General features: G+C 55.4%; 20 protein-coding genes. 15 read left to right on the forward strand and 5 right to left on the reverse strand.

The annotated features are described in order from the left end of the window. Position 1 precedes the first annotated feature (1 nt). The 9 genes from ACR0DJ_RS02685 (at position 2) to ACR0DJ_RS02725 (ending at position 10,400) form a co-directional block, all read left to right on the forward strand. Positions 2–874 (forward strand): shikimate dehydrogenase, encoded by an 873-nt coding sequence (locus tag ACR0DJ_RS02685; protein WP_425078733.1) that lies wholly within the window; start codon positions 2–4, stop codon positions 872–874. Continuing rightward, the gene (locus ACR0DJ_RS02690; RefSeq protein WP_480683786.1) at positions 871–1,686 is read left to right on the forward strand and encodes a citryl-CoA lyase; all 816 of its coding nucleotides are present in this window, start codon (positions 871–873) and stop codon (positions 1,684–1,686) included. The genes ACR0DJ_RS02685 and ACR0DJ_RS02690 overlap by 4 nt, the downstream gene beginning before the upstream one ends. Next, positions 1,673–2,863: a Gfo/Idh/MocA family protein gene (locus ACR0DJ_RS02695; protein WP_480686223.1), complete on the forward strand. Its 1,191-nt coding sequence runs from the start codon at positions 1,673–1,675 to the stop codon at positions 2,861–2,863. Before ACR0DJ_RS02690 ends, ACR0DJ_RS02695 begins: the two co-directional genes overlap by 14 nt. After that, positions 2,853–3,527, forward strand: coding sequence for a hypothetical protein (locus tag ACR0DJ_RS02700; protein WP_480683788.1), 675 nt, complete (start codon positions 2,853–2,855; stop codon positions 3,525–3,527). Before ACR0DJ_RS02695 ends, ACR0DJ_RS02700 begins: the two co-directional genes overlap by 11 nt. Beyond that, positions 3,520–4,710, forward strand: coding sequence for a Gfo/Idh/MocA family protein (locus ACR0DJ_RS02705; protein WP_480683789.1), 1,191 nt, complete (start codon positions 3,520–3,522; stop codon positions 4,708–4,710). Before ACR0DJ_RS02700 ends, ACR0DJ_RS02705 begins: the two co-directional genes overlap by 8 nt. A gap of 139 nt (positions 4,711–4,849) precedes the next feature. Beyond that, positions 4,850–5,779, forward strand: coding sequence for a sugar phosphate isomerase/epimerase family protein (locus ACR0DJ_RS02710; RefSeq protein WP_480686224.1), 930 nt, complete (start codon positions 4,850–4,852; stop codon positions 5,777–5,779). After that, positions 5,760–7,169 (forward strand): aldehyde dehydrogenase family protein, encoded by a 1,410-nt coding sequence (locus ACR0DJ_RS02715; protein WP_480683791.1) that lies wholly within the window; start codon positions 5,760–5,762, stop codon positions 7,167–7,169. The genes ACR0DJ_RS02710 and ACR0DJ_RS02715 overlap by 20 nt, the downstream gene beginning before the upstream one ends. After that, entirely contained in the window at positions 7,169–8,950 is a 1,782-nt protein-coding gene (locus ACR0DJ_RS02720; protein ID WP_480683792.1) for a thiamine pyrophosphate-binding protein, read from the forward strand. The genes ACR0DJ_RS02715 and ACR0DJ_RS02720 overlap by 1 nt, the downstream gene beginning before the upstream one ends. Before the next feature lie 415 nt (positions 8,951–9,365). Further along, complete coding sequence (locus ACR0DJ_RS02725) at positions 9,366–10,400, forward strand: HEPN domain-containing protein (protein ID WP_480683794.1); 1,035 nt, start codon at positions 9,366–9,368, stop codon at positions 10,398–10,400. A gap of 495 nt (positions 10,401–10,895) precedes the next feature. On the opposite strand, the gene ACR0DJ_RS02730 is transcribed toward ACR0DJ_RS02725, so the two are convergent. From ACR0DJ_RS02730 to ACR0DJ_RS02740, 3 genes are all read right to left on the reverse strand, one after another. Then, positions 10,896–12,071 carry an alpha/beta hydrolase gene (locus ACR0DJ_RS02730; RefSeq protein WP_170400931.1) on the reverse strand — a complete coding sequence of 392 codons (1,176 nt, stop codon included), beginning with the start codon at positions 12,069–12,071 and terminating at the stop codon, positions 10,896–10,898. A gap of 254 nt (positions 12,072–12,325) precedes the next feature. Beyond that, positions 12,326–13,072 (reverse strand): outer membrane protein, encoded by a 747-nt coding sequence (locus ACR0DJ_RS02735; RefSeq protein ID WP_480683795.1) that lies wholly within the window; start codon positions 13,070–13,072, stop codon positions 12,326–12,328. 68 nt (positions 13,073–13,140) lie between these two features. After that, positions 13,141–14,217, reverse strand: a complete 1,077-nt coding sequence (locus ACR0DJ_RS02740; protein ID WP_480595353.1) for an AraC family transcriptional regulator — start codon at positions 14,215–14,217, stop codon at positions 13,141–13,143. Between the two features lie 476 nt (positions 14,218–14,693). Between ACR0DJ_RS02740 and ACR0DJ_RS02745 the strand changes: the two genes are divergently transcribed. From ACR0DJ_RS02745 to ACR0DJ_RS02760, 4 genes are all read left to right on the forward strand, one after another. Beyond that, positions 14,694–15,749 (forward strand): DUF1214 domain-containing protein, encoded by a 1,056-nt coding sequence (locus ACR0DJ_RS02745; RefSeq protein ID WP_170431627.1) that lies wholly within the window; start codon positions 14,694–14,696, stop codon positions 15,747–15,749. 17 nt (positions 15,750–15,766) lie between these two features. Next, the gene (locus ACR0DJ_RS02750) at positions 15,767–16,777 is read left to right on the forward strand and encodes a DUF1254 domain-containing protein (RefSeq protein ID WP_170717655.1); all 1,011 of its coding nucleotides are present in this window, start codon (positions 15,767–15,769) and stop codon (positions 16,775–16,777) included. A 40-nt stretch (positions 16,778–16,817) separates the two neighbouring features. Beyond that, positions 16,818–17,606 (forward strand): transporter, encoded by a 789-nt coding sequence (locus tag ACR0DJ_RS02755; protein ID WP_170400928.1) that lies wholly within the window; start codon positions 16,818–16,820, stop codon positions 17,604–17,606. 160 nt (positions 17,607–17,766) lie between these two features. Next, positions 17,767–18,120: a phosphate-starvation-inducible PsiE family protein gene (locus tag ACR0DJ_RS02760; RefSeq protein ID WP_170738391.1), complete on the forward strand. Its 354-nt coding sequence runs from the start codon at positions 17,767–17,769 to the stop codon at positions 18,118–18,120. 514 nt (positions 18,121–18,634) lie between these two features. Here ACR0DJ_RS02760 and ACR0DJ_RS02765 read toward each other — a convergent pair. Continuing rightward, positions 18,635–19,531 (reverse strand): LysR family transcriptional regulator, encoded by an 897-nt coding sequence (locus ACR0DJ_RS02765; protein WP_480683796.1) that lies wholly within the window; start codon positions 19,529–19,531, stop codon positions 18,635–18,637. Between the two features lie 137 nt (positions 19,532–19,668). Here ACR0DJ_RS02765 and ACR0DJ_RS02770 point away from each other — a divergent pair, with 137 nt between their 5' ends. After that, the gene (locus tag ACR0DJ_RS02770) at positions 19,669–19,989 is read left to right on the forward strand and encodes a monooxygenase (protein WP_257599586.1); all 321 of its coding nucleotides are present in this window, start codon (positions 19,669–19,671) and stop codon (positions 19,987–19,989) included. A gap of 43 nt (positions 19,990–20,032) precedes the next feature. Beyond that, a complete protein-coding gene (locus ACR0DJ_RS02775; RefSeq protein WP_171329884.1) occupies positions 20,033–20,413 on the forward strand; it encodes a hypothetical protein in 381 nt (126 codons plus the stop codon). A 469-nt stretch (positions 20,414–20,882) separates the two neighbouring features. Here ACR0DJ_RS02775 and ACR0DJ_RS02780 read toward each other — a convergent pair whose 3' ends face one another. Beyond that, a complete protein-coding gene (locus tag ACR0DJ_RS02780) occupies positions 20,883–21,242 on the reverse strand; it encodes a hypothetical protein (protein ID WP_480683797.1) in 360 nt (119 codons plus the stop codon). Positions 21,243–21,339: the final 97 nt, after the last annotated feature.

Here is a 21,339-nt window from a genome sequence, read left to right on the forward strand (position 1 = left end):
TATGAAGGCCGCACTAATCGGACAAGGGATTTCTGGCTCCATGACGCCTGAGATGCACGAGGCGGAGGGCCGGGCGCAGGGTATCAATCTGAGTTACGGTAGGATCGACACGGCAAAAGAGCCATTTCGTGGAATGTCGGTCGCTGATTTACTGCATTATTCCGTTGATTTAGGCTGTGCGGCTGTCAACGTGACACACCCCTACAAAGCGTCGGTCATCGATCATCTTAATGAGCTTTCCAAGACTGCTGAGGAGCTTCAAGCTGTCAACGCGGTGGTTTTTTGTGACGACCGAATGGTTGGCCACAACACCGATTACATAGGTTTCCACAGTGCCTTCGGAGATTTTTTGGGATCATCGAAGACTGAAACGGTTCTCATGTTTGGTGCAGGTGGCGCGGGCAGTGCAGTCTCTTTGGCTTTGCTTGATTCAGGTGTTCGAGATCTGGAGATCATCGATTCTGACCTCCACCGAGCGCAGGCGCTGGTCAGTCGACTAAAGGTCTTGCGCCCTTATGCAAAGCTTCAGGGTTCCCCTTCGATTTCGTTGGATCGGGTCAAACTTGTGGACGGAGTGGTCAACGCAACACCACTTGGAATGGACAAGTACCCCGGAACAGTCATTGAACCATCCCTGTTGCGGTCCGATGCATGGGTGGCAGATATCGTATATTTCCCGCTCGAGACACACCTTCTGAGCAGGGCCCGCGCAACTGGGTTGAAAGTGATGAATGGTGCTGGAATGGCAGTTCATCAGGCTGCAGCGTCTTTTGAAATCTTCACCGGCCGCACCGCCTCAATCAGTCGTCTTCAAAGCGTTTTCGATTCACTTTGTCAGCAGCGTATGCGCGACGCTAGAGGGGCAACGGTATGACAACCGACGAGCAAGCTATCCGCCATTGGTGGCGCACCTCCATCATCGACATGAAGCCCGGACAAATCGCGTTTCGCGGCAACGCCATAGAGGACCTGATCGGGAACGTGTCTTTCCCGCAGATGATCTGGCTGATGGTGCGGGGCGATCTGCCCAGCGACGCGCAAGCGCGCCTGTTCGAGGCCGCTTTGGTCGCAGGCGTGGATCACGGCCCGCAGGCCCCCTCGATCGCGGCTGCGCGCATGGCCGCCACCTGTGGAGTAGGCCTCAATAATGCGATGGCGACTGCGGTGAACATGCTGGGCGATGTGCATGGCGGGGCAGGGGAGCAGTGTGCAGAGCTTTACTATGATATCGCGGCTCGCATGGATGCGGGAGCTTCGCTGAATGATGCTGTTCGGGATGGCTTGGACAGCTGGTGCGAGACCTACGGCAAGATCGTATCGGGCTTTGGTCACAGGTTTCACAAGCCCGTCGACCCACGCGCACCACGATTGTTGCAACTTGTTCGAGATGCGGCGGCAGAAAGCACAGTTTCTGGCCGGTTTGCCGATATCGGAGAAGAGGTTCAGGCCGAACTCGGTCGCCAACGCGGCGGTCGACCCATCGCAATGAATATCGACGGGGCGACAGCCGTAATCTTCTGCGCACTTGGCTTTCCCGCGCCCCTGTCGCGGGGGCTGTTCTGCCTGTCCCGCTCGGTCGGAATACTCGCCCACGCTTGGGAGCAGATGAACCAGGGTGGCCGCAACAAAGGGCCCATGCCCCCGAATTACTTACCCCTCTACGAAGACAGGAATGATGACACGTGAGCCATCGAAATCCTTCTGGGTCGGCCTTATCGGTTGTGGTCGTATCAGCGATATCTATCTAAAAACAATATCGAAATTTTCGAGTGTCGATGTGGTAGCCTGCGCCAGCCTCGACCCTTCGGAAAGCCGCGCCAAGGCGGATCAATACGGCATCGCCAAGGCCTGCACGCCAGATGAAGTGTTTGACGATCCGACGATTGACTGCGTTCTGAATCTGACTATTCCGGCGGCGCATGCCGAAATCAGCCTGCGCGCACTGGAGGCGGGCAAGCACATCTATTCCGAAAAGCCACTGGTCATGAACCGATCGGATGGAAAGGCGATCCTGCACATGGCCTCTGAAAAGGGGCTGCTGGTCGGCTGTGCGCCCGACACGTTTCTGGGCGGTCGCTGGCAGACAGTTCGGCGCTTAATTGATGAAGGCGCCATCGGGAAACCGACAGGGGTTTTTGCCCATGTCGGTACCCACGGGACGGAACGCCATCATCCCAACCCGGATTTCTACTACCAGGCCGGCGGCGGGCCCTTACTGGACCTTGGCCCCTATTACCTAACCGCCATGATTTTTTGCCTTGGGCAAATTGACCGGGTCGCCGGAATGGCTCGGCGCACGTTCGACAAAAGGATGATCGAAATTGGCCCTCGCAATGGCGAATGGATGGATGTCGAGGTCGACACGCACTCCCTAAGCCTGCTTCAGTTCTCATCCGGAGCTATAGGGTCGATGACCATGAGCTTCGACATTTGGGACAGCGAAACCCCACGGTTCGAGATCTATGGTGAAAACGGAACCATCAGCATCCCTGACCCTGACCCGGTTCATGGAGCTAACATCTTTCAGGGGGATGTCTGGCTGAAGACGCGGGACACCTCGCGCTGGTCTCATCAGCCTCGTCCAACTGGTCGCGAAGACTGGCAGGTAGTCGAAAACAAGCACGGGTTCAATGAAGACAGTCGCGGGCTCGGCCTTTTGGATCTGGCTCTGGCGGCGCAAGAAGGACGCCAACCCCGTGCAAGTGGAGCGCTTGCCTACCACGTTTTCGAGGTCATGGACGCGATTGAGCGGGCGCCAAAATTCGGAGCGTATCAGACAATAGAAAGCTGGTGCGAAGCGCCCGCGCCTCTGCCGGTCGATTTCCTTAATGATGAGAGGAAGGAATTGGTTCATGCCGATTGAGACACTCGACTTTGCTCAGCCATTCTTTCGCGTCCAGCACATAACTGACGAGCGCAGAATTTCTATCGAGGGTCGCGCCATCGTCCTTAACCTTGGGGGGCGAAATCTCTCTGTCGAGGATCAGACCATTGCGCCGCTTTCCTCTGTGATCGTGCAAGACAGCACGCTTAGCGGCGTGGAACGTGCCGTCATTGTCCACGGTTTCGACGCCCATGCCGATGACAACGAGTTGTTCGCATGGGTGAAAGATACATGGCCATCTGCTTTTGATGTTCGCCAAGAGGAGCGTCTGCGCGGTGTCAGCCACTACATGTCGCCAAAGGTCTTCGTGGGTAACGTTGGACTGACCATGTACCATTCCGGTTCGGTCCCATTGAATGTCGGGTTGCATAAGGATCATCCGTTCTGCCCGGTACCGGGGTTTCGCGAAGTGCATACGCAAATCGTAGGCTTTGGCAAAATGCAGCAATGCCGCGAACGGGACGTTGCAACCCTTTACCTCGAAGAATTCATGGCCCCCGGCACGACGCACAAGCCGATGTATGACGCTGAAGGCAACTATCCCTGGCATCAATACGAGACGATTACCCCCAGCATCTTCATGGCGGTAGAAATGCTGCCGGAAGGCGCACGGGTCCCGGACATGGAGGTTCAGAATGGCTGAGAGAATTTTACCCGAAGACCTGAACTTTGACGGCCATTTCCCCCGGTTGTCTCGCCGTTTGAGGCTGGGCGTCGTCGGCGGTGGACGTATCTCTGTCACGCAAGCGATGGCAGCGAGGATGAGCGACCGGTGGGAGGTCACCGCAGGCGCGCTCAGTTCAGATGCCGCTCGCAGCAAGGCGCGCGCGGCCGAGTGGTTCCTGCCGGCCGACCGGTGCTATGCGTCCTTCGACGAGATGGCAAAGGCCGAGGCGGCACGCCCGGATGGCGTAGATGCCGTCATGATCACCACCCCGAACCACGTTCATTTCGAAGCGGCCAAAGCCTTTCTGGAGGCGGGCATTGACGTGCTGTGCGATAAGCCCCTGACCAACGAAGTCGCGGAGGCCGAAGGGATTGAGGAGATTACCGCGCGCACGGGACACATCTTTGCTGTCGGCTATGCGATGTCATGTTTTCCAGTAATCCGTCAGGCCAAACAAATCGTGGCGGAAGGCGGCATCGGTAAAATCAACCAAATCCACGTCGAGTTCATGCAAGACTGGATGACGCCCGATGATGTGGCTGATGCGCCCCACGTCAAATGGCGGCTGGACCCAAAGATTTCTGGTCCGACCAGCTGTGTCGGCGATATCGGCACCCATGCCGCGCATCTCGCCAGTTTTGTCTCGGGCCTGCCCTTGACCGACCTACGGGCTGAGTTTCATGTCTGCGGCGCGCCAAAGCCTTTGGAAGACACAGCATTCATGTTCACCCGCTATCAAAACGAGGTTCCGGGAACCCTGATGGCGACACGCCTTGCCCCCGGGAATCGGGGAGGGTTGCGGTTGCGCATATTCGGGAACGAAGGAGGTCTCGAGTGGGATTTGGAGAACTCGGAGCAGCTGAAGTTCAATCGGTTTGGTGAGCCGGATAATATCATAAGCCGAGGTCACGGGCATGGCATCGGCCCCGGCGCAGAACGTCTGATCCGTACCGCGCGCGGCTTCCCCGAAGGGATTATCGAAGCCTGGGCCAACCTCTATACGGAATTTGCCATGGCCGTAGCCGCGCGTCGGGATGGCGTTACCATTCCGGCCGATTGGCTTGCTTTTCCCAGTGTCAATCAAGGCGCAGACGGTGTCCGATTCATTGATGCCTCCGTGCGCTCTCACCAGTCCGGAGGGGACTGGGTCACTCTCTAAGGCTCTGCCAACACGTATGTAAAACACGCCCGGGCAGTTGCCCGGGCGCTTTCATTTTCTGCTCAGCATTAAAAGTTGATATTTTAAGAAATATCAGATATTTTTTACTACATGTGATGAATTTAAGATTCGCAGACACGTGGAGCTGTCGTTTATGGTGAAACCCGAAGAGGCTGGCACAAGCCCCTCTCTCTATTCCTTGGCGCATCTGACGCTGATTGGCTGTACGCCGCCCGAGCTGGTCTATATCGCCGCGCGGGCCGGTTACGATGCCGTCAGTCCCCGGTTCATCCCGATGCATGTGCCCGGTGAATTCACCCAATCCCCGATCGACAGGACCCAGGTTCAGGCGACCAAAACGGCTCTGTCTACTACCGGTTTGAAGGTCCTTGATGTCGAACTTGCGCGCATCACCGAAGATGTCGATCCGCGCAGCTTTGAACCCTCGTTGGAGATCGGAGGGGAACTCGGCGCCAAACGCATGATCATGAGCGCGTGGACCAATACCCGCGATGATCGTGATTTTCTGATCGACGTCTATTCTGAAACCTGCGAACTGGCAGCGCCCTACGGGCTGACGGTGGATCTGGAGTTCCCGAGCTTCTCCCGCCTGCGCACTCTGGATGAGGCGCTGGATATTGTCCGCGCCTCCGATCAGCCGAATGGCGGTATTCTGGTCGACACGCTATATCTGCACCTCAGCCGTGTGGATCTGGGCGAACTGTTGCACGTCCCCTCGGACCTGTTTCACTTCCTGCATATCTCCGATTGCTTGCCCGGCATCGCCGACACGCGCGAAGGTATGACCCAGCTGGCTCGCGATGCGCGGCTCTATCCCGGCGAGGGCTGGATTGATTTCACCGGCATCATCGAACGGATGCCGCCTGTCGACTATTCCATTGAACTGCCCAACCAAAGCCGCGTTGCCGAGTTGGGATATGAAGAACACGCGCGTCGCTGTCTCAGCCACGCCAAGCGGACATTCGGCCAGGCGCGATCTCAGCGTCGTATGCCCGATGCAGCAATTCCAAAACACCAAGAGGATCATCATGGGCAAAGAGCTCACTGAAAACGACCGCAACATGGCGGCCGATATGCTGGCGCGCGCCCGTGCTGCCATGGCCGAAATCGAGGATTGGGATCAGGACAGGCTGGACCGCCTGTCTCAGGCCATTGCGTGGTATGCAGGGAATGAGAAGACTTTCACGCGTCTGGCCCAACAAGGCGTGGATGAAAGCGGCATCGGAGATCGCGAAGGACGCCCAGCAAAGCGGTTCAAAATTCACATGGTGCTGCGTGATGTCTTGCGCACTCCATCGACCGGTATCGTCGAGGTGGATGAGGAAAAAGGACTGGTGAAATATGCCAAGCCTGCTGGTGTAATCGCGTCTCTGATCCCGATGACCAATCCTGCGATGACACCACCGGTGACCGGTGTTTCTGCGGCGAATGCCCGGAATGCGGTCATCTTTAGCCCGCATCCACGCACTGCTCATACAACCTATGAAATGGTCGAGGTTATGCGTGCAGCTTGTCGTGCTGCCGGTGCCCCCGAGGACTTGTTTCAATCCATTCGCAAACCGTCGATCCCATTAACGCAACATCTGATGGAGACTTGTGACCTGACGCTGGCGACGGGTGGCAAGCCCATGGTCAAAGCAGCCTACAGCTCGGGACGTCCGGCTTATGGCGTCGGCGCGGGCAATTCTTCCATCGTCATCGATGAGACAGCCGACTTGGACATCGCCGCGCAGAACACGCGTATTTCAAAGACGTCTGACTTCGGGTCGGGATGCTCGGCGGACGGCAACATTATCATCCAGCGCTCGGTTTACGACGATATGGTCAAGGCACTTCGGGCCGAAGGTGGATACCTGTGTTCGGACGAAGAGAAGGCCATGCTCGAAGCGGCCATGTGGGATGAGAAGGGAAACCGTACGTTCCCGACCATCGCCTGTCCGCCTCAGCAAACGGCCAAAGTCGCCGGTTTTAGCATCCCCGAAGATCGCAAATTCCTGATGGTCGAAAATCAGGGGCAAATCGGGCCGCAACACAAGTTCTCCAAGGAAAAGCTGACCACGCTGATGGCGCTATATCACTTCGACACATTCGATGACGCGCTGGAAATGGTTAGCCAGATTTACAACACAGGGGGCAAAGGTCATTCCTGTGGAATTTACAGCCACAACGACGATCATATTGATCGGTTGGCACGTCTGGCTCCGGTCAGCCGTATGATGGTACGACAGCCTCAGTCCAAGGCCAATGCTGGTGCTTGGACCAATGGCATGCCCATGACCAGCAGTCTGGGTTGCGGCATCTGGGGCGGCAACATCACCAATGAAAACGTCACCATGAAACATATGATGAACTACACCTGGGTCAGCCGTCCGATCCCCGAGGATCGCCCCTCGGAGCCGGACCTGTTCGGTGAGTTCTACGGACAGGAGGTCGCGTGATGGACGGAGCGAAATTGGAAGGTAAAACCGTTGCTGAGCACATCGTCGATTTCCTGGAGCGTCGTGAGGTCAAACATGTGTTCGGTCTGTGCGGCCACACGAATATCGCGGTTCTGGCTGCTTTGGCCGAAAGTCCAATTGATTTCGTCACAGTACGACACGAACAAATTGCCAGCCACGCGGCGGATGCCTATGCTCGTGTGACGGGCAAGGCCTCGGTGGTGCTGTCCCACCTCTCCCCGGGGCTGACCAATTGTGCAACTGGGGTCGCCAACGCCGCATTGGACTGTATCCCGATGGTGGTGATCGCGGGTGATATTCCTACGCATTACTACGGTAAACATCCTCATCAGGAAGTGAACCTGCATGCAGACGCCGCCCAGTGGGAGATCTATCGACCCTTCGTAAAACGCGCCTGGCGGGTCGACCGCGCAGATTTAATGGCCGAGATTCTGGAAAAGGCGTTTCATCTCGCTGAAAGCGGCCAGCCCGGGCCGGTACTGGTCAATGTCCCCATGGATATCTTTTCAGAGGTGATCCCCTCGGACAGTTTCGACCGTATCCGCGACAACACGCGCGCGCTCAAGAAACCATCGATTGACGACGAGACAGCGAGAGAGATTGTCGAAGCGTTGGCTAAAGCCGAAAATCCAGTCGCTTATGTCGGGGGTGGTATTCTTCTGGCACAAGCCAGCGAGGAGTTGCGAGAATTTGTCGAACATATGGGCCTGCCAGTCGCGCATTCCCTGATGGGTAAAGGTGCGTTGCGAGACGACCATCCGCTTGTGCTGGGGATGACCGGGTTCTGGGGCACCGAATTGGTCAACCAGTCCTGCTTGAACGCGGACTACATCTTTGCCGTGGGCACTCGGTTCAAAGAGGCTGATTGTTCAAGTTGGTACCCTGGCTACACGTTCAACATTCCCGGATCGAAGGTCATTCATATCGACATTGAGCCGCAGGAGATCGGTCGGAACTATCCCACCGAGATCGGAGTCGTTGCTGACGCCAAGGCCGCATTGCGCGTCCTCAACCGGGTCGCCCGCGAGATGTATCCGGACGGCTTCAAGCGCCCCACGCTGGAGCAGAAGATCGCTGGCTTCCGGACGGACTTCAAAGCGCGCAACGTGGAAATGGCGACCTCATCGGCCTTTCCGATGATGCCCGAGCGTATTCTGGCAGATACCCGCAAGGCACTGCCCGAGGATGCCATCATCACCACGGACGTTGGGTGGAACAAGAACGGTGTCGGGCAACAGTTCGACATTTTGACGCCGGGTTCAATCCTGACCCCGGGCGGGTTCGCTACGATGGGTTTTGGTCCGCCAGGAGCGATCGGTGCGAAACTGGCAGCGCCGGATCGCGTGGTGATCAGTCTGGTTGGCGATGGCGGTTTCGGTCAGAACCCGTCAATGCTGGCAACGGCGGTCGAACTTGATCTGGGCATCATCTGGCTGGTTATGAACAACAACGCCTTCGGCACTATCGCGGGCCTTCAAAAGGCGCATTACGGTCTGACATACGGGACCACGTTCCCTGGATCAGCCGCAGCTCCTGCAAACGGACCGGGTTATGCAGACATTGCAAGAGCTTATGGTGCAGAAGGGCACAGGCTCAGTGCTGCCGACGAACTGGTGCCCGCATTAGAAGCGGCAATCGCCGGTGGCAAGCCAACCGTGCTCGATGTGCCAATGATCAACAACCCAACACCAACGACCGGACATTGGAACATCTTGGATATATACTCGCCGGACAAAGAGGTATCTCACGTCGCGACTTGACGAAACTGGACGCGTTCAGACGCGCCCAGTTTATTGTGTCAATGCTCATCCGTGTTCGAGCAAATATCAACAGCTTCGTCGCGGCGCAGTCTTCGTTGTTATGTGTCTGAACTTTTTTGTTGGTGAGTTACTTTCACCGAAGCACGTGAGATAATGTCAAATTGCAATAACGCTGAAGTATGTGCGTTCTTAGCGTTCAAGTTTTCGCTCCTTCAGCGAATGGCAGGTTCGACGGGATGCGTCGCAGCATCACCAACAGGCGGCCAACGGCAGCTTAGGGCCGTTCCATCGTGCCGCGCATGTGACCTTCTCAACTATAGAATGTCCGCATCACCGCAAATAAGTAAAGTGCTAGTCAATAATGAGTGCTGCTGGAGATGAACTTCTGACGCTATAGGCCCTGAAAGGATAGGATATGACGGACAATATCGAAGACTGGCACCACATCGCCGCGATCCTCCATGAGGCCCTCCCGGAAATCGACCGACTTCTCAGCCAAGCCAACACGCCCATTTCGGCGCGAAAGCTGAAAGCTTTCGATATTATTCGAGACTCAATGCTGGAAGTGTCGGATTGGAAGGCGTTCCTCGTCAGCGAGGCACACGGACGGTTCCACATCATCATCGAGACGTGGTTCCGCGACCGGTATGGCGATGCCGTCGATAGCGACAATGAAGATAGCTTTGGCTCACTCGTGACGGTGCATGAGACGCCATTTGCGATGAACGTGCCGAAGAATTTCAAGACGCCGGCCGAAGAAGACAACATGGAGTGGATCGCGTTTCCGGCCTCTGTGCAGAAGGAAGAAGACCCGCTTGGTTGGATCGCAGGCCAGTCTGTTCTGACGGGTCTGACACCTGACCAAAGGGAGGAAGTTCGAGCCTCAGCGACCGAGATCGCAAACTCTATACGCAGCATCGGTTACGACCTACGTTCTCTAGAGTACGAACCAGACACTGATATCTGCGATTTGGCAGGTGCGGTGGCGACCGATCTGCAAGCGGGCGCGCGGCATTTGTGTGAGCGCAACGCGGCCGGGCTTCGCGCGTCCGCGTGGGATATCTCGCAAGCGACCGAGAAAGCTTTGAAGCTGCTAATCCGCAGGAAGGGACAGACGCCGCCGTTCACTCACAATCTCCAGAAATTGGCTGACCGCGTGGAAGAACTTAGCGCAGTCACAATCAACCGAACCGAACTCGACAAGATTCCGTCGAACAACGCAGCGACTGACATGCGCTATGGTGGCGAAATTACTCTAGCCGATGCCCTGGCCGCCTATCGTGCGGCTCTGCCGATAATCCGCGATCTGCTGTTCGAAGCGAAGCCGGATACGAAAGTGAATGCCCGGGAAGCAAGGTTCAAGATCCAGCGTCCTCCCTGGTTCGACTTCGACACGCAAGCCTTCAGTGATGACATTCGCTCGGGCAAAAGCAAGGCGGCGTCCGACTGACGCCGAAGCGTGCAAGTCTTTGAACGAGTGATTTCGATTGCGCTTGGTGCGCCTAGCAGAACCTCTTGATCTGGTTCATGAAGCGCCCCGGAGGCTCCTGACTATGAGAGGACGGGGCTAGAGGAAGACATCAGTAAGGTATGCCTATAGGAAGCGTACCTTCGTCGCGGATGCAGCGAAAGCTCGCATTGTCCGCGATTTGAACCTTGGCAGTTCCTCAGACTTTGCCTTTGCAGCGAATGTCCGAAACGACGGGCGCAACGCAGTATCGCCGTGTGAGCCTGGATGTCTCCTTTGGGCCGTCCTCGGTGGCAGTATGACATGGGGCAAGGGACTTGCCGCACCTGCTCCGATGTCGGCATCGAGCCCACTTCTACCGATGCTGCGCGTTGCTCGAACGTCAGCTTTGCGTTGAGCATTCTAGGTGCGTTGTCAGGCTCATAGATTAAATCCAGAAACTGGTTCTAATGGTTCTGACCCACTGGAGTCCCAGTACTAGCTGCCATTTCGAAAGCGTTGCAGTGTCTGCGGATAATTCGATGGAAAACTCCAGACAGCTTCGCCCGGAGCACGCACAAGCCCGCGCGCTTGAGGATCTCGGTCTGTAAGCAGAGAAATGAACAGGTCACTGCTGGCCCAGGGCGAAGACCGAAAGTACCAATGCCCGTTTCCTGTATCGGCTGCTTCGGCCTCGGTCACATCGATGATATGTAGGGTTTTCATCTCAGACAGTCGGCGCTGGAACAGAGACCCATTTATTGCTTCATCGGAAACCTGACCCAGACGGTCGCGGCCGAAGACCAACCGTGACATCGCCAGCGCTGAATCGGTCTGCGATTGATAGAGTGTTACACCTATAACGGCATCCAGAAGGCCGTCTTCAATTGATTGCAAGAAATAGCTTCGATCAAGATCGCTGCTGATCAGGATCAACTGCCCCAGCCGCGGCTTTGGCCCAGGCCGCAAAGCAATCTGATAGGCGGCTTCAAATGCGAGCCTTGAGCCTGCGCTGTATCCTATAAGGTGAATGCGTCGGGCGTTGGTGTTTGCCGACAAGTATTCGACAAGAGAACGCAAATTGCGGCGCGTCGCCAATGCAGATTCCTGATCCCGAAAATACGCCAAGCGATTGGGTGTAGCGGGCCAGTTGTAGCTGATGAAGGCGCCCTGATAGCCCAGAAAGTGTTGCAACTCTTTGGAGACAAGGGTCGAGTAATCAAAATCGACATTGTAGCCATGGACATAGATGAAAATGTCTTTGTTGCGAGAGGCTGCAAGGTGATCGTCAATCCATTGGGCAAACCGAAGTCCGGCTGCCTTCATCTCCTTTTGCGAAGGTGGATCGTTCATGTAGCGCGTGACACTGAACGGCATGACACCAATCTCTTGTACGTCAGACAAGCTGAGCGTGTAGTCCTTAGCGCGGTCGCGCGTCATGGTAACGTGGCGAAGCTTTTTCAACGTCGCCAATGGGGGGTTGCTTTGCACTTCGGCAATGCCGGTACGCAGAATGTGACCGCGCTCATTGTTGTAATAGGCTTGTGGGTCGCCGGGAACCGCGGGCAGCCGATCTGTAGCGTAGAATAGCTGCGAACGCTGCACGAAATTGTCTTCCGTGATGTCCTTGTAAGGGTCAAAAGCAGCCTCGGCATAGACCGTTGGGGAGGGCATCAGTTCAATTTCGTCATAGATGTTTGGCCCGCAGGCAGCGAGGACACAGAACGAACACACGGTTGCTGCAGGCAAAGCTCTGGCAATCAGTCGCCTCGTCGTTCCTTTTCTGAATTGCCTTTGTCCGACTGTTCGCATCCCGCTGCAATTGTCGGTCCCAAGCATGTCGGCACCGCTGCTCGCGCCTTGGCGCAACTTCGATACTACAGACCTGTTTGTGTTCGGCATGGCCGCCTTTCGCATAATGCCCTTACTCAGAAGCTGTAGGTCACACCCAACACGGGTCCGAATTGTGAGAGCTTGAACCTGCTGTCAACTTCACCTTTGTCGACCATGATGTAGCGATAACCTGCGCGCAAATTCCACTTTGGAGCGATCGCATAACCTACCGTTGCCAAAAACTGTGCGGTTTCGCGATCTGAGCGAAATCCACCATAGTCGGCCAAGGCAACGGCCGACCATCGGTCATTGATCTGATACCGGATACGGGCCGCAATCAGAGGGTCTATCCAATCGTCGCTGGCACTGGAACTTGGTGCCGGGGTGGGGCCGCCGACCAGAGTGATCGTGCTGCTCGTCTCAAACCAGCGAAACCCGCCACCGAGCTCGACGGCCAGGTTTTGGTCTTGATAGGCCGTGTAAGCGGCATATCCACTTAAAAACTGCGTCTTCAGACTGGTTTCAGCGCCACTGAACACCGGGCCGGGAGTGTCATTGTCAAAGGACAGGTCTGTGCGCATGTAGTCCGCGATCAGCGACCACCGGCCACTTCGCGCTTCAAGTGTACCCATGAATGCCAGATCAAGGTTTTCAACCGCTTCACTGAAGCTGAGTTCCGACTCCAGCGATCCAATGGTTGTCTTGGTGTCCGCCGCGTAGATGTAGAAGCTGCCGGAAAAACTCCAGTCGGAGTCCTGTGCCACTGCTGTTGATCCGCCGGGCAGCATCGTCGCCGCAACCAGAAAACTGCTTGCGATACACCGTATTTTTAAGCACGCCATGGCCCGCTCCCCCCTTTGCCTATCCCGAGTTCGAGGCGCGGCAAAAGATGGGCCGCGCCGTTGTCCTGTTACGTTTCACAATCGCATTCGACCGGGTCGAGTATCGGAACAGATGCCTTAACGCTATTCATTTCACGGGCGCGAAACTCTGACGGTGTTTGACCCGTCCATTTCTTGAAGGCCCGTGTCATGGCCGTCGCGTCAGAGTATCCCAAATGATCAGCGATATCGCCCACCGACAATTCAGACTTGGAAAGCAGATGTTTCGCCTGGTCACATTTGGCTTCGATGACGATGCGCGACAGTGATGTCCCATAGACAGCAAGCCGTCGGTTGAGAACCGCGCCTCGAAAACCGCATGCCTTGGCGAGCGCCGTAGCCGACAAGTCCGTGCGCCCGACCCTTGAGTTGGCAACGCTTTGGATCGAACTCAACAAGTCTGTAGGTACAGGGTTTTTTTCGTCCTGAGTGGTCAACACGTACTCGGTCGCGGTTCGGTTAACCAGTTCAAACAAAAGCCAGGCACTTGGGAAGCGGATGGAATACCCGTCTGAGCCCGCACCTACCGCCCGGATACCGTAGAAGTAAGACGGGAGCAGATCAGGACGGTTCACACGCACAAGAACCTTATTTGCTTCCCAACGCTGACCTGCGGTTTCATGCAGCAACGTAGCCCATCGGCTGATCTGAAACGCATCCATATAGGCGGGCGAACAGCATGGCGTGAACCTGCGTTTGGCGGACAGCACGGCGAACTCTCCAGAGACATCGAGTGTCATGGTGACCGCGTTTGTGTTGTTTCCCGCATGAACGCAAAACCTGGCAATGAAATCGGCCAGCGACTTTGCTACGCGAAAGGCCTGTCCGAATGGGGATGCAACGGTCGGATCTGAAGTTTGACCAACAAGTGCTGGAAAGTCTGGGGATGTCTTTTGTGCGACGGCTTCAAACACGGCATAGACAGTGTCGTGCGGAATGAAACAACTCGGAGCGTTCAATTCCGAGAAGGATAGATCGAATTCCGCTAGGAGACTTTCTACAGATTGACCGGATTCTTGAAACGCAAGCAAAAGCGGCACGATAACCCGCCCGCGTGTAAGCGGCGGTGTTCTGTGTTGAGCATGTGCGTCATGCCCTGTCATCATAGCTCCTTAAGACCCCGCAATTGAAAGGTCGGGCACGTCAAGCATAGACCAGCGCGGCTCTGTGTCCCTGACCTGCGTCAAAGCGGAAGTCACTTTTTGAGGTAAAAAAGTCAGGTGCCCGCTGGTAGGGGCTCAATCGAATTGAACCACGCTACCCGCAGAGAGTGCGCTCTAAGAGATTGACATCACCACACGAATAATAGGACCGCCGTCGGGTCAATATGCAAAGAGAGTTTCTAGTTGTTGGCCGAAACGCTATCGCTACCTGTCATTTTTAACCAGTTTTCGGAAGCGGTCGCTCCAATCTGTCAGGGCATACATTCGAACTTTGTGGTTTGTTGGAGAGAGATGGCCAAGGCTCCAATTGTAGCATTTTAAAAAACAACAAAATGAGAGGCGTGAGAATGCGCTTTTGATCAGGTGCCGGGACCATCAAGCAATGCATTTCTGTAATTGGCTAGTGGAGCGGGCAAACTATGAATCTCACGCACAAACGCTGGAAACTTGCTGCTTTAGCTGTCCTGATTGGAAGCACAGCGACCGCTCAGAGCTTTGATACCACGGTCGATGCACTTGCTGAGACATACGAAGTGCCCATTACCATAAACAACTTTGTTCGGGCTGCTACAGACAATGAACTGAAGACGTACAATGGCCTGGCCGGAGGCGTAAATCAGTTCTTTCACTTCAAAGAACCCACCCCCATCGACAATCAGCCCACCATTCGGATGAATCGCGACACACTCTACAGCGTTGCGGTTATTGATATCAGCCAAGGCGCAACCTTGACTCTGCCCGATGTGGGCGACCGATACATGACGACGATGGTGGTCAATCAGGATCATTTCATCAATGAAGTGTTCGACGGTGGCGGTGTGTTCCAGCTTGACATGGGTACATTCCATACCCCCTACGTACTTGTTTTCATGAGAATACTGGTGGATGCCGAGAGCCCCAAGGATGTTGCGGCGGTCAATGCAATTCAGGACGGGTTCACCATTGATGCTGCCTCCGCAACGCCCTTCGAAATGCCCAATTACGACGCGGAGAGCTTTGAGGCGCTGCGCCAAGCCGCAATTGAGCTGGGCAGGTTCGCCACAGACAGCGTCCGGACTTTTGGTAAGGCAGATCATGTAGACCCATTACGCCATTTCCTTGGCACAGCAGTCGGCTTTGGTGGGCTGCCAGAAGACGAGGCCTTTTATCTTAATATCGAGCCCGGCCTGCCGCTTGGGGAATACAAAATCCAGGTCCCGGCGGATGTGCCAGTGAACGCATTCTGGTCCGTGAGCCTTTATAATGCAGACGGGTTTTTTGAACTCAATTCCCTCGACACGTATGTGGTCAACTCGGTCTCAGGCACCAAGAATGACGATGGCAGTGTGACCGTGCACTTCGGCGGTTGCAACGACGGACGTGTGAACTGTCTCCCGATCATGGATGGCTGGAACTATGCCGTGCGCCTTTATCAGCCGGGCCCAGAGGTCATCGACGGAAGCTGGGTCTTCCCCTCCGTAGAACCCGCAAACTGAACAACAGGATGCTTACGATGAAAAAGCTTCTTCTGACAGTCGCGCTTACACTCCCGACAGGCGTTTGGGCCGAAGACATGGTCGATGTGACCGTCGACACCCTTGTGCGCGCCGAGACAGATCACATGTTTCGGACCAACATGGCCAATCTCGGCCTCGCTGTTGGCGAATTGGGGCATATGCGCGAAGCCACCACACCGGATAACCAGCCCGTCATCCGCATGAACCAGGACACGCTCTACTCCGGCGTTCTGCTGGATTTGAGCGAACCCGTCGAAGTGACACTGCCTAAAGCGGATGGCCGCTATATCTCGATGCATGTCATCAATCAGGACCACTTCATGTATGCCGAGGCAGAGCCCGGCACGTATCAAATCACACAGGAAGACCTTGGTACGCGCTTTGGTTTCATCGCGTTTCGCACATTCGTCGATGTGACTGACCCGGATGATATTGCCGCCGCGCAAGCGGCACAGGATGGAATTGTCGTCAGCGGCGGTGGAACGGGCCCGTTTGACGCGCCCAACTGGAACACCGAACAACTTGCCACTGCGCGTCAGGCGATAAACGATTTATCCTTGCTGGGCACCGATTCAGCCCGCGCCTTTGGCAGAACAAAGGACGAGATTGATCCGGTTCAGTTTCTGGTCGGTGCGTTCTCGGGTTGGGGCGGTCTTCCGCCTGAGGCCGCGATCTATCTGTTGGACGCGGTCGATCAGAATGACGGCGAAACACCGCATGCGGTAACCGTCAAGGATGTGCCGGTTCGGGCGTTCTGGTCGGTGACTGTCTATAACGGTGACGGCTTTCTGGAAGCCAATGATCTGGGCGTAAACAGCTACAACGGTTACACAGCCGAAGCAGCAGAAGACGGCTCGGTCACGTTGCATTTCGGTGGGTGCGACGATGGCCGCGTGAACTGTCTGCCGATCACTTCGGGCTGGAACTATGCGATCCGCCTTTATGAGCCGGAGGATGCAATCCTGAACGGCAATTGGACCTTCCCGAAGTTGGAGCCGATCAACTAGGCCACTCGCCCAACCTGCATTTCAAAAGGAGTACACGGCTATGCGTCGATCCCATACTCTTATGGGGCTGCTTTTTGCAGCCAGTGCCGGAACCACAACCGTTGCAGACGAGGCATCCGATCTGGCCCAGGAACTGGCCAACCCGCTTGCGGCAATCGTCTCGGTTCCGTTTCAATTGAACCATGATGAAAATCTGGGCGTCTCTGATCAGGGCTCGCGCACCACGCTGAACTTTCAACCAGTCGTGCCCTTTCAACTGAACGATGACCTTAACCTGATCACCCGAACTATCATTCCTTACATCTGGCAGGAAGACGTTGTGCCGGGCACACGCCAGGAGGGGTTCGGAGATATCCTTTTCTCTGCGTGGTTCTCGCCAATCGGAACCGGGGACATAACGTGGGGCGTGGGTCCCGTTGTGCGCTTTCCAACCTTTAGCGACGTATCGAGTGATACATGGGCTGCTGGGATCACCGGCATTGCACTGCGACAGACCGGTCCGTGGACCTATGGTGCGCTGGCCAATCATCTGTGGGATCTAGAAAGCAACCCCGACACCCCCACGAATGTGAGTTTTGTCCAGCCCTTTCTTGCTTATTCCACCGAAGGCGCGTGGACCTATTCGCTGCAAAGCGAAAGCGCCTATGACTGGGAAACTGATGCCTGGGCTGTGCCTATAAACGCTTCGGTCTCCAAGCTGGTCCAATGGGGGGCGCTGCCGGTCAATCTGCAAGCGGGGGCGGGCTATTGGCTCGAAGCGCCCGAAGTGGGTGCCGAAGGCGTTCGCTTGCGTTTGCAGGCTCAGGTCGTCTTGCCCAGAGGGCGCTGACGTTTGGCTGAAGAACTTTTTATGAAACGTCGAAAATAGGGAGGTCTTGATGGCCGATCAGATGCAACGCAATGCGCAAGCGCATGTCGAGCTTGACCCTGACCATTAGGATCTGATTGTCAGAAGCTGCAATCGGCTCATTCGACACGCCGTTCGGGTGATGTCTTTGTTCATGGTCGTTGTGATCGGATTTGCCGTCATCGACGCCGGTTACTCGTTCTACATCAAGCTTGTAAGTCCACCGGCCCTGATTCTTGACGTCAGTGTTCTGTTGGAGGTTTTTGCGGCCGCGCTTGTTGTGCTGATCGCTATCGAGATTTACACGAATGTCACGCTCTACCTGACGGCCGATGTCATACATGTGAAGCTGGTAGTTGCAACTGCCCTGATGGCCGTTGCCAGAAAGGTCATTACACTCGATACGACGGACCTGGAGCCGCTTTATTTCGTTGGGTATTCTGGACTCGGTCTGGCGTTTGGTGTCACGTATTGGTTGCTGTGGCGTGGCAAGTAGATATTTCAAAGGACGCCTGTATCGACGCTGGCATAAGCGAGATCGCCGACATTAGTGTTTTTTTGAAGCCGCAATCGCCTCCTTATTCAGCCAAAGAAGAAACGCTCGAAAATCTTAAAGAAATCCGGAAGCAGACCTTGGCACCTGCCCGGTGAAAGTTCCCTTTGTCCGCATCCTGTGGTTCGCAGACGTCGAGATTTTGCATTTGCAGCGAATGGCAGGTTCCACGGGCCGCGCCGCAGCAGGTCGACCAGTTGGTGAATGTCCGGAATGGGCCGTCCATGTGCGGGCAGTACGATCCGCCGAGAGAACATGCTGCGATCGAACTAATGGCGGCGAAGAGCCCATTTTTCCGGATACTGCACGATGTTCCAATGACTGTTTTGGGCAGAAATCGGGCTTTGCAAAGCTCCGTGAATCGGCCCGTACTGGACCCTTGATGATGCTCCACCAAGCTTCAATTCGGCTCCAAGAAACGGAACTTGTTTGATAGTGCAGAGATTAGCGATTTTGTTTAAGGATTGCACCGTTTCGCATAATCAACGAAAGCTCTGACACGGGGCGGCATATTGCGCTTGGATAGATAGTTCAGGGAGAACCGGGGCAAATCAGCGGTCTGGCCTTCCAGAACCTGAACCAACCTGCCGTCTTCCAGCGAGCTCTCGACAGAGCTTGCAAAGATATAGGCCAGCCCAAGCCCCGCCTTTGCGCCTTCAAGGATGGAGGTCACGTCGTTGGTGACGATCTTGGGACGCGGCATGACCGAATAGGGGCCGTCTGTGCCTGCAAATACCCACGGGGCCAGCTTGTCAGCACCTGTAATAGCAAAACAGACCCCGCTATGTGCCGCCACATCGGCCGGTTTCTCTAGGGGCGGGCAATTGGCTAGATATTCGGGGGACGCGACAATCGTCATCTTCAGTGTAGGGCCAATTGCGATGGCATATGTATCAGGATCAAGCAGGGTCTCAGCACGGATAGCAGCATCAACCCCGCTGGTTACGAGATCGACTTTTGTTTCGTCATAAATTAGTTCAATCGCCACCGCCGGATGTTCTTTTGCAAATCCTGTGATTAGGGCATCCAGAAACAATTGGCCCGCGGCGGTCGGGGCCGTTAGCCGAAGCGTGCCCGACAGATCTTCGTTTAGGTCGTGAATACTTTTCAGTGCTGTTTCCAGATCATTGATTGCTGGCAGGCTACGGCGAAAAAGAAGTTCGCCCGCTTTGGTCAGGGCGATGGCCCGGGTCGATCTTTCGATCAGGCGCACGCCAAGGCGATCTTCGAACCTCTGGACAGCTTCACTTACCGAACCCGCTCCAAGTTTCAGTTTTTCAGCCGCCGCGCGGAAACCGTTCTCTTGAGCAACCGCCACGAATATCGACACGTCGTTCAACTCATTTCGCCTCATTGTTAGATATTCCTTACATCGCGATCTAAAAATGGCTGTTTATCTAACAAATATCCCTGACTATCTTGCTTGGCAATGGAAACCACACGCTTCGCCACACGCAAAACCGGAGCGAGAAAGTCAAAAGGACAAAGCTGATGAGCACGATGAAAATCTGGGACCTACACATGACATATGACGGCCCCATGACCGAAGAATTTGCCGAGGGCACTATGCGGTTGGCTGAAAGCATTGCGCAGGAAGCTGGTGTGATCTGGAAAATCTGGACCGTTGATGAAAGCAGTGGTGATTTCGGTTCGACCTATTTGTTCCGGGATCTCGCCGCCCTGGAAACCTACAAGGCGATGCACGTGAAGCGTCTGGCGGCAATCGGTGTCACCGTAACGTCGGACCATGTGTTTGATATCATGGAAGACCTCAGCTCAATCACCAACGCCCCCTTGCGCGAGGTAGTCTGATCAGGATCCCTCTTAAACTTGCGCACATACAAGGAGCTTTCAAATGAGCAATCGAACATTCCTGACCCTTCACAGCACAATCTATGCGTTGTTTGCCTTTGCGCTGTTTTTTCTGCCTGGTTTTCTGTGGCCAAACTACGGATTGGAGCTGAATGACCGCTACGCCTGGTTCCTGTCGCAGCACAACAGCATTTTTCTTGGAGGGATTGCCATTATTGGCTTTCTTCTTAGGGATGTGACCGACGGTGCAACCGCCCGGAAGCTGCTGACCGGGCTGATGGCAACCAACGCACTTGGTTTTGTCGTAACGCTATATGCGGCGCTGACAGGTATCTTCACTGGCTTTGGTTGGTCGGATCCCGCATTCTTTGCGTTTCTTGCGGTGATGAGCTTCCTGCAACTCAAGAAACTTAGTCAGTCCTGATGGTAGGGAACGCGGCTCGGAGCTTTCCGCTCCGAGCTTTCTGCCAATAAGAAGTGGATTTATGTTAAGATCTAGAGCGGAGCTTTCAACAAAGCCACGTGTTTGCCCCCGCAATTAAGGTTCGCTACCTTTCCTGCATGTGAGAATGTAATGTCTGTATTGGGCGCATAGCTGTCTTTGGAGCGATCACATCAAAAGTCCGCTTCGTCCGCAAAGCACCAGTTCCCCTTAATGCCGGTTTCGCACTTGCAGCGAATGACCGCAAAGCGGGCTGCGATCGCAGCATCACGATCAGCTGCTGGAGGTCGGCTTTGGGCCGTTAGCAACGCCGCGCGAGGGGCGACCAGGCGCTTGGCCCTGCGGCGCGGCAAAGGTCAGCCTGGAACCCTTCTCGGACTGACCTTACTTCCTAATTTCAATCACCTAAGGCCATTTGGGAGGTTTCGTGAAACTCCATTTCGTGTGCTTTTCAAGCGGCTGCACAGACTGCTTGAATGCCGCTTTGGCTAAGCATAGGGGGCTGGCGGCCGAGTTTGTTTTTGGCAAATTCCGGATCGAACACGCGGAACTGGATGATGCCACGCTCAATTGCATCCACGGCAAGAATTGCGCGCAGGTCGGCCAAATCAACAACCGAGAAACCACGCGCCCCGAGGAAGTACTGGCGAGCCTCTTCAGCTACAGAACGGCCAATCCCTCCGAGCGCCTGCCGCGCCTCGGTGTTGGAGCCAAAAACAATACGAATGCTGCCCTCTGGCCGTTTACTAAGGTCACGCACGGTCTCGAGTAGGATCGTCAGGGAGGACAAAAAATCCTGGTATCCGGTCACAATTAGGCAGCGAGGTTCCTCAAGAACAGTTTGAACCAACTCGTGGACAGGGCGTCGCGCATTGTCTCCCCAGAACACTATTTCGGGTGCAGGAGTG

The sequence above is a fragment of the Ruegeria sp. BF10 genome, assembly GCF_056538725.1.

Bases quoted from the DNA above. Each gene is read 5' to 3' on its own strand.
- ACR0DJ_RS02765 (WP_480683796.1), bottom strand. From the start codon at position 19,531: ATGAGGCGAAATGAGTTGAACGACGTGTCGATATTCGTGGCGGTTGCT.
- ACR0DJ_RS02770 (WP_257599586.1), top strand. From the start codon at position 19,669: ATGAGCACGATGAAAATCTGGGACCTACACATGACATATGACGGCCCC.
- ACR0DJ_RS02700 (WP_480683788.1), top strand. From the start codon at position 2,853: ATGCCGATTGAGACACTCGACTTTGCTCAGCCATTCTTTCGCGTCCAG.
- ACR0DJ_RS02730 (WP_170400931.1), bottom strand. From the start codon at position 12,071: ATGCCCTCCCCAACGGTCTATGCCGAGGCTGCTTTTGACCCTTACAAG.
- ACR0DJ_RS02735 (WP_480683795.1), bottom strand. From the start codon at position 13,072: ATGGCGTGCTTAAAAATACGGTGTATCGCAAGCAGTTTTCTGGTTGCG.
- ACR0DJ_RS02685 (WP_425078733.1), top strand. From the start codon at position 2: ATGAAGGCCGCACTAATCGGACAAGGGATTTCTGGCTCCATGACGCCT.
- ACR0DJ_RS02690 (WP_480683786.1), top strand. From the start codon at position 871: ATGACAACCGACGAGCAAGCTATCCGCCATTGGTGGCGCACCTCCATC.
- ACR0DJ_RS02720 (WP_480683792.1), top strand. From the start codon at position 7,169: ATGGACGGAGCGAAATTGGAAGGTAAAACCGTTGCTGAGCACATCGTC.
- ACR0DJ_RS02725 (WP_480683794.1), top strand. From the start codon at position 9,366: ATGACGGACAATATCGAAGACTGGCACCACATCGCCGCGATCCTCCAT.
- ACR0DJ_RS02705 (WP_480683789.1), top strand. From the start codon at position 3,520: ATGGCTGAGAGAATTTTACCCGAAGACCTGAACTTTGACGGCCATTTC.
- ACR0DJ_RS02745 (WP_170431627.1), top strand. From the start codon at position 14,694: ATGAATCTCACGCACAAACGCTGGAAACTTGCTGCTTTAGCTGTCCTG.
- ACR0DJ_RS02715 (WP_480683791.1), top strand. From the start codon at position 5,760: ATGGGCAAAGAGCTCACTGAAAACGACCGCAACATGGCGGCCGATATG.
- ACR0DJ_RS02755 (WP_170400928.1), top strand. From the start codon at position 16,818: ATGCGTCGATCCCATACTCTTATGGGGCTGCTTTTTGCAGCCAGTGCC.
- ACR0DJ_RS02775 (WP_171329884.1), top strand. From the start codon at position 20,033: ATGAGCAATCGAACATTCCTGACCCTTCACAGCACAATCTATGCGTTG.
- ACR0DJ_RS02750 (WP_170717655.1), top strand. From the start codon at position 15,767: ATGAAAAAGCTTCTTCTGACAGTCGCGCTTACACTCCCGACAGGCGTT.
- ACR0DJ_RS02695 (WP_480686223.1), top strand. From the start codon at position 1,673: ATGATGACACGTGAGCCATCGAAATCCTTCTGGGTCGGCCTTATCGGT.
- ACR0DJ_RS02760 (WP_170738391.1), top strand. From the start codon at position 17,767: ATGTCTTTGTTCATGGTCGTTGTGATCGGATTTGCCGTCATCGACGCC.
- ACR0DJ_RS02740 (WP_480595353.1), bottom strand. From the start codon at position 14,217: ATGATGACAGGGCATGACGCACATGCTCAACACAGAACACCGCCGCTT.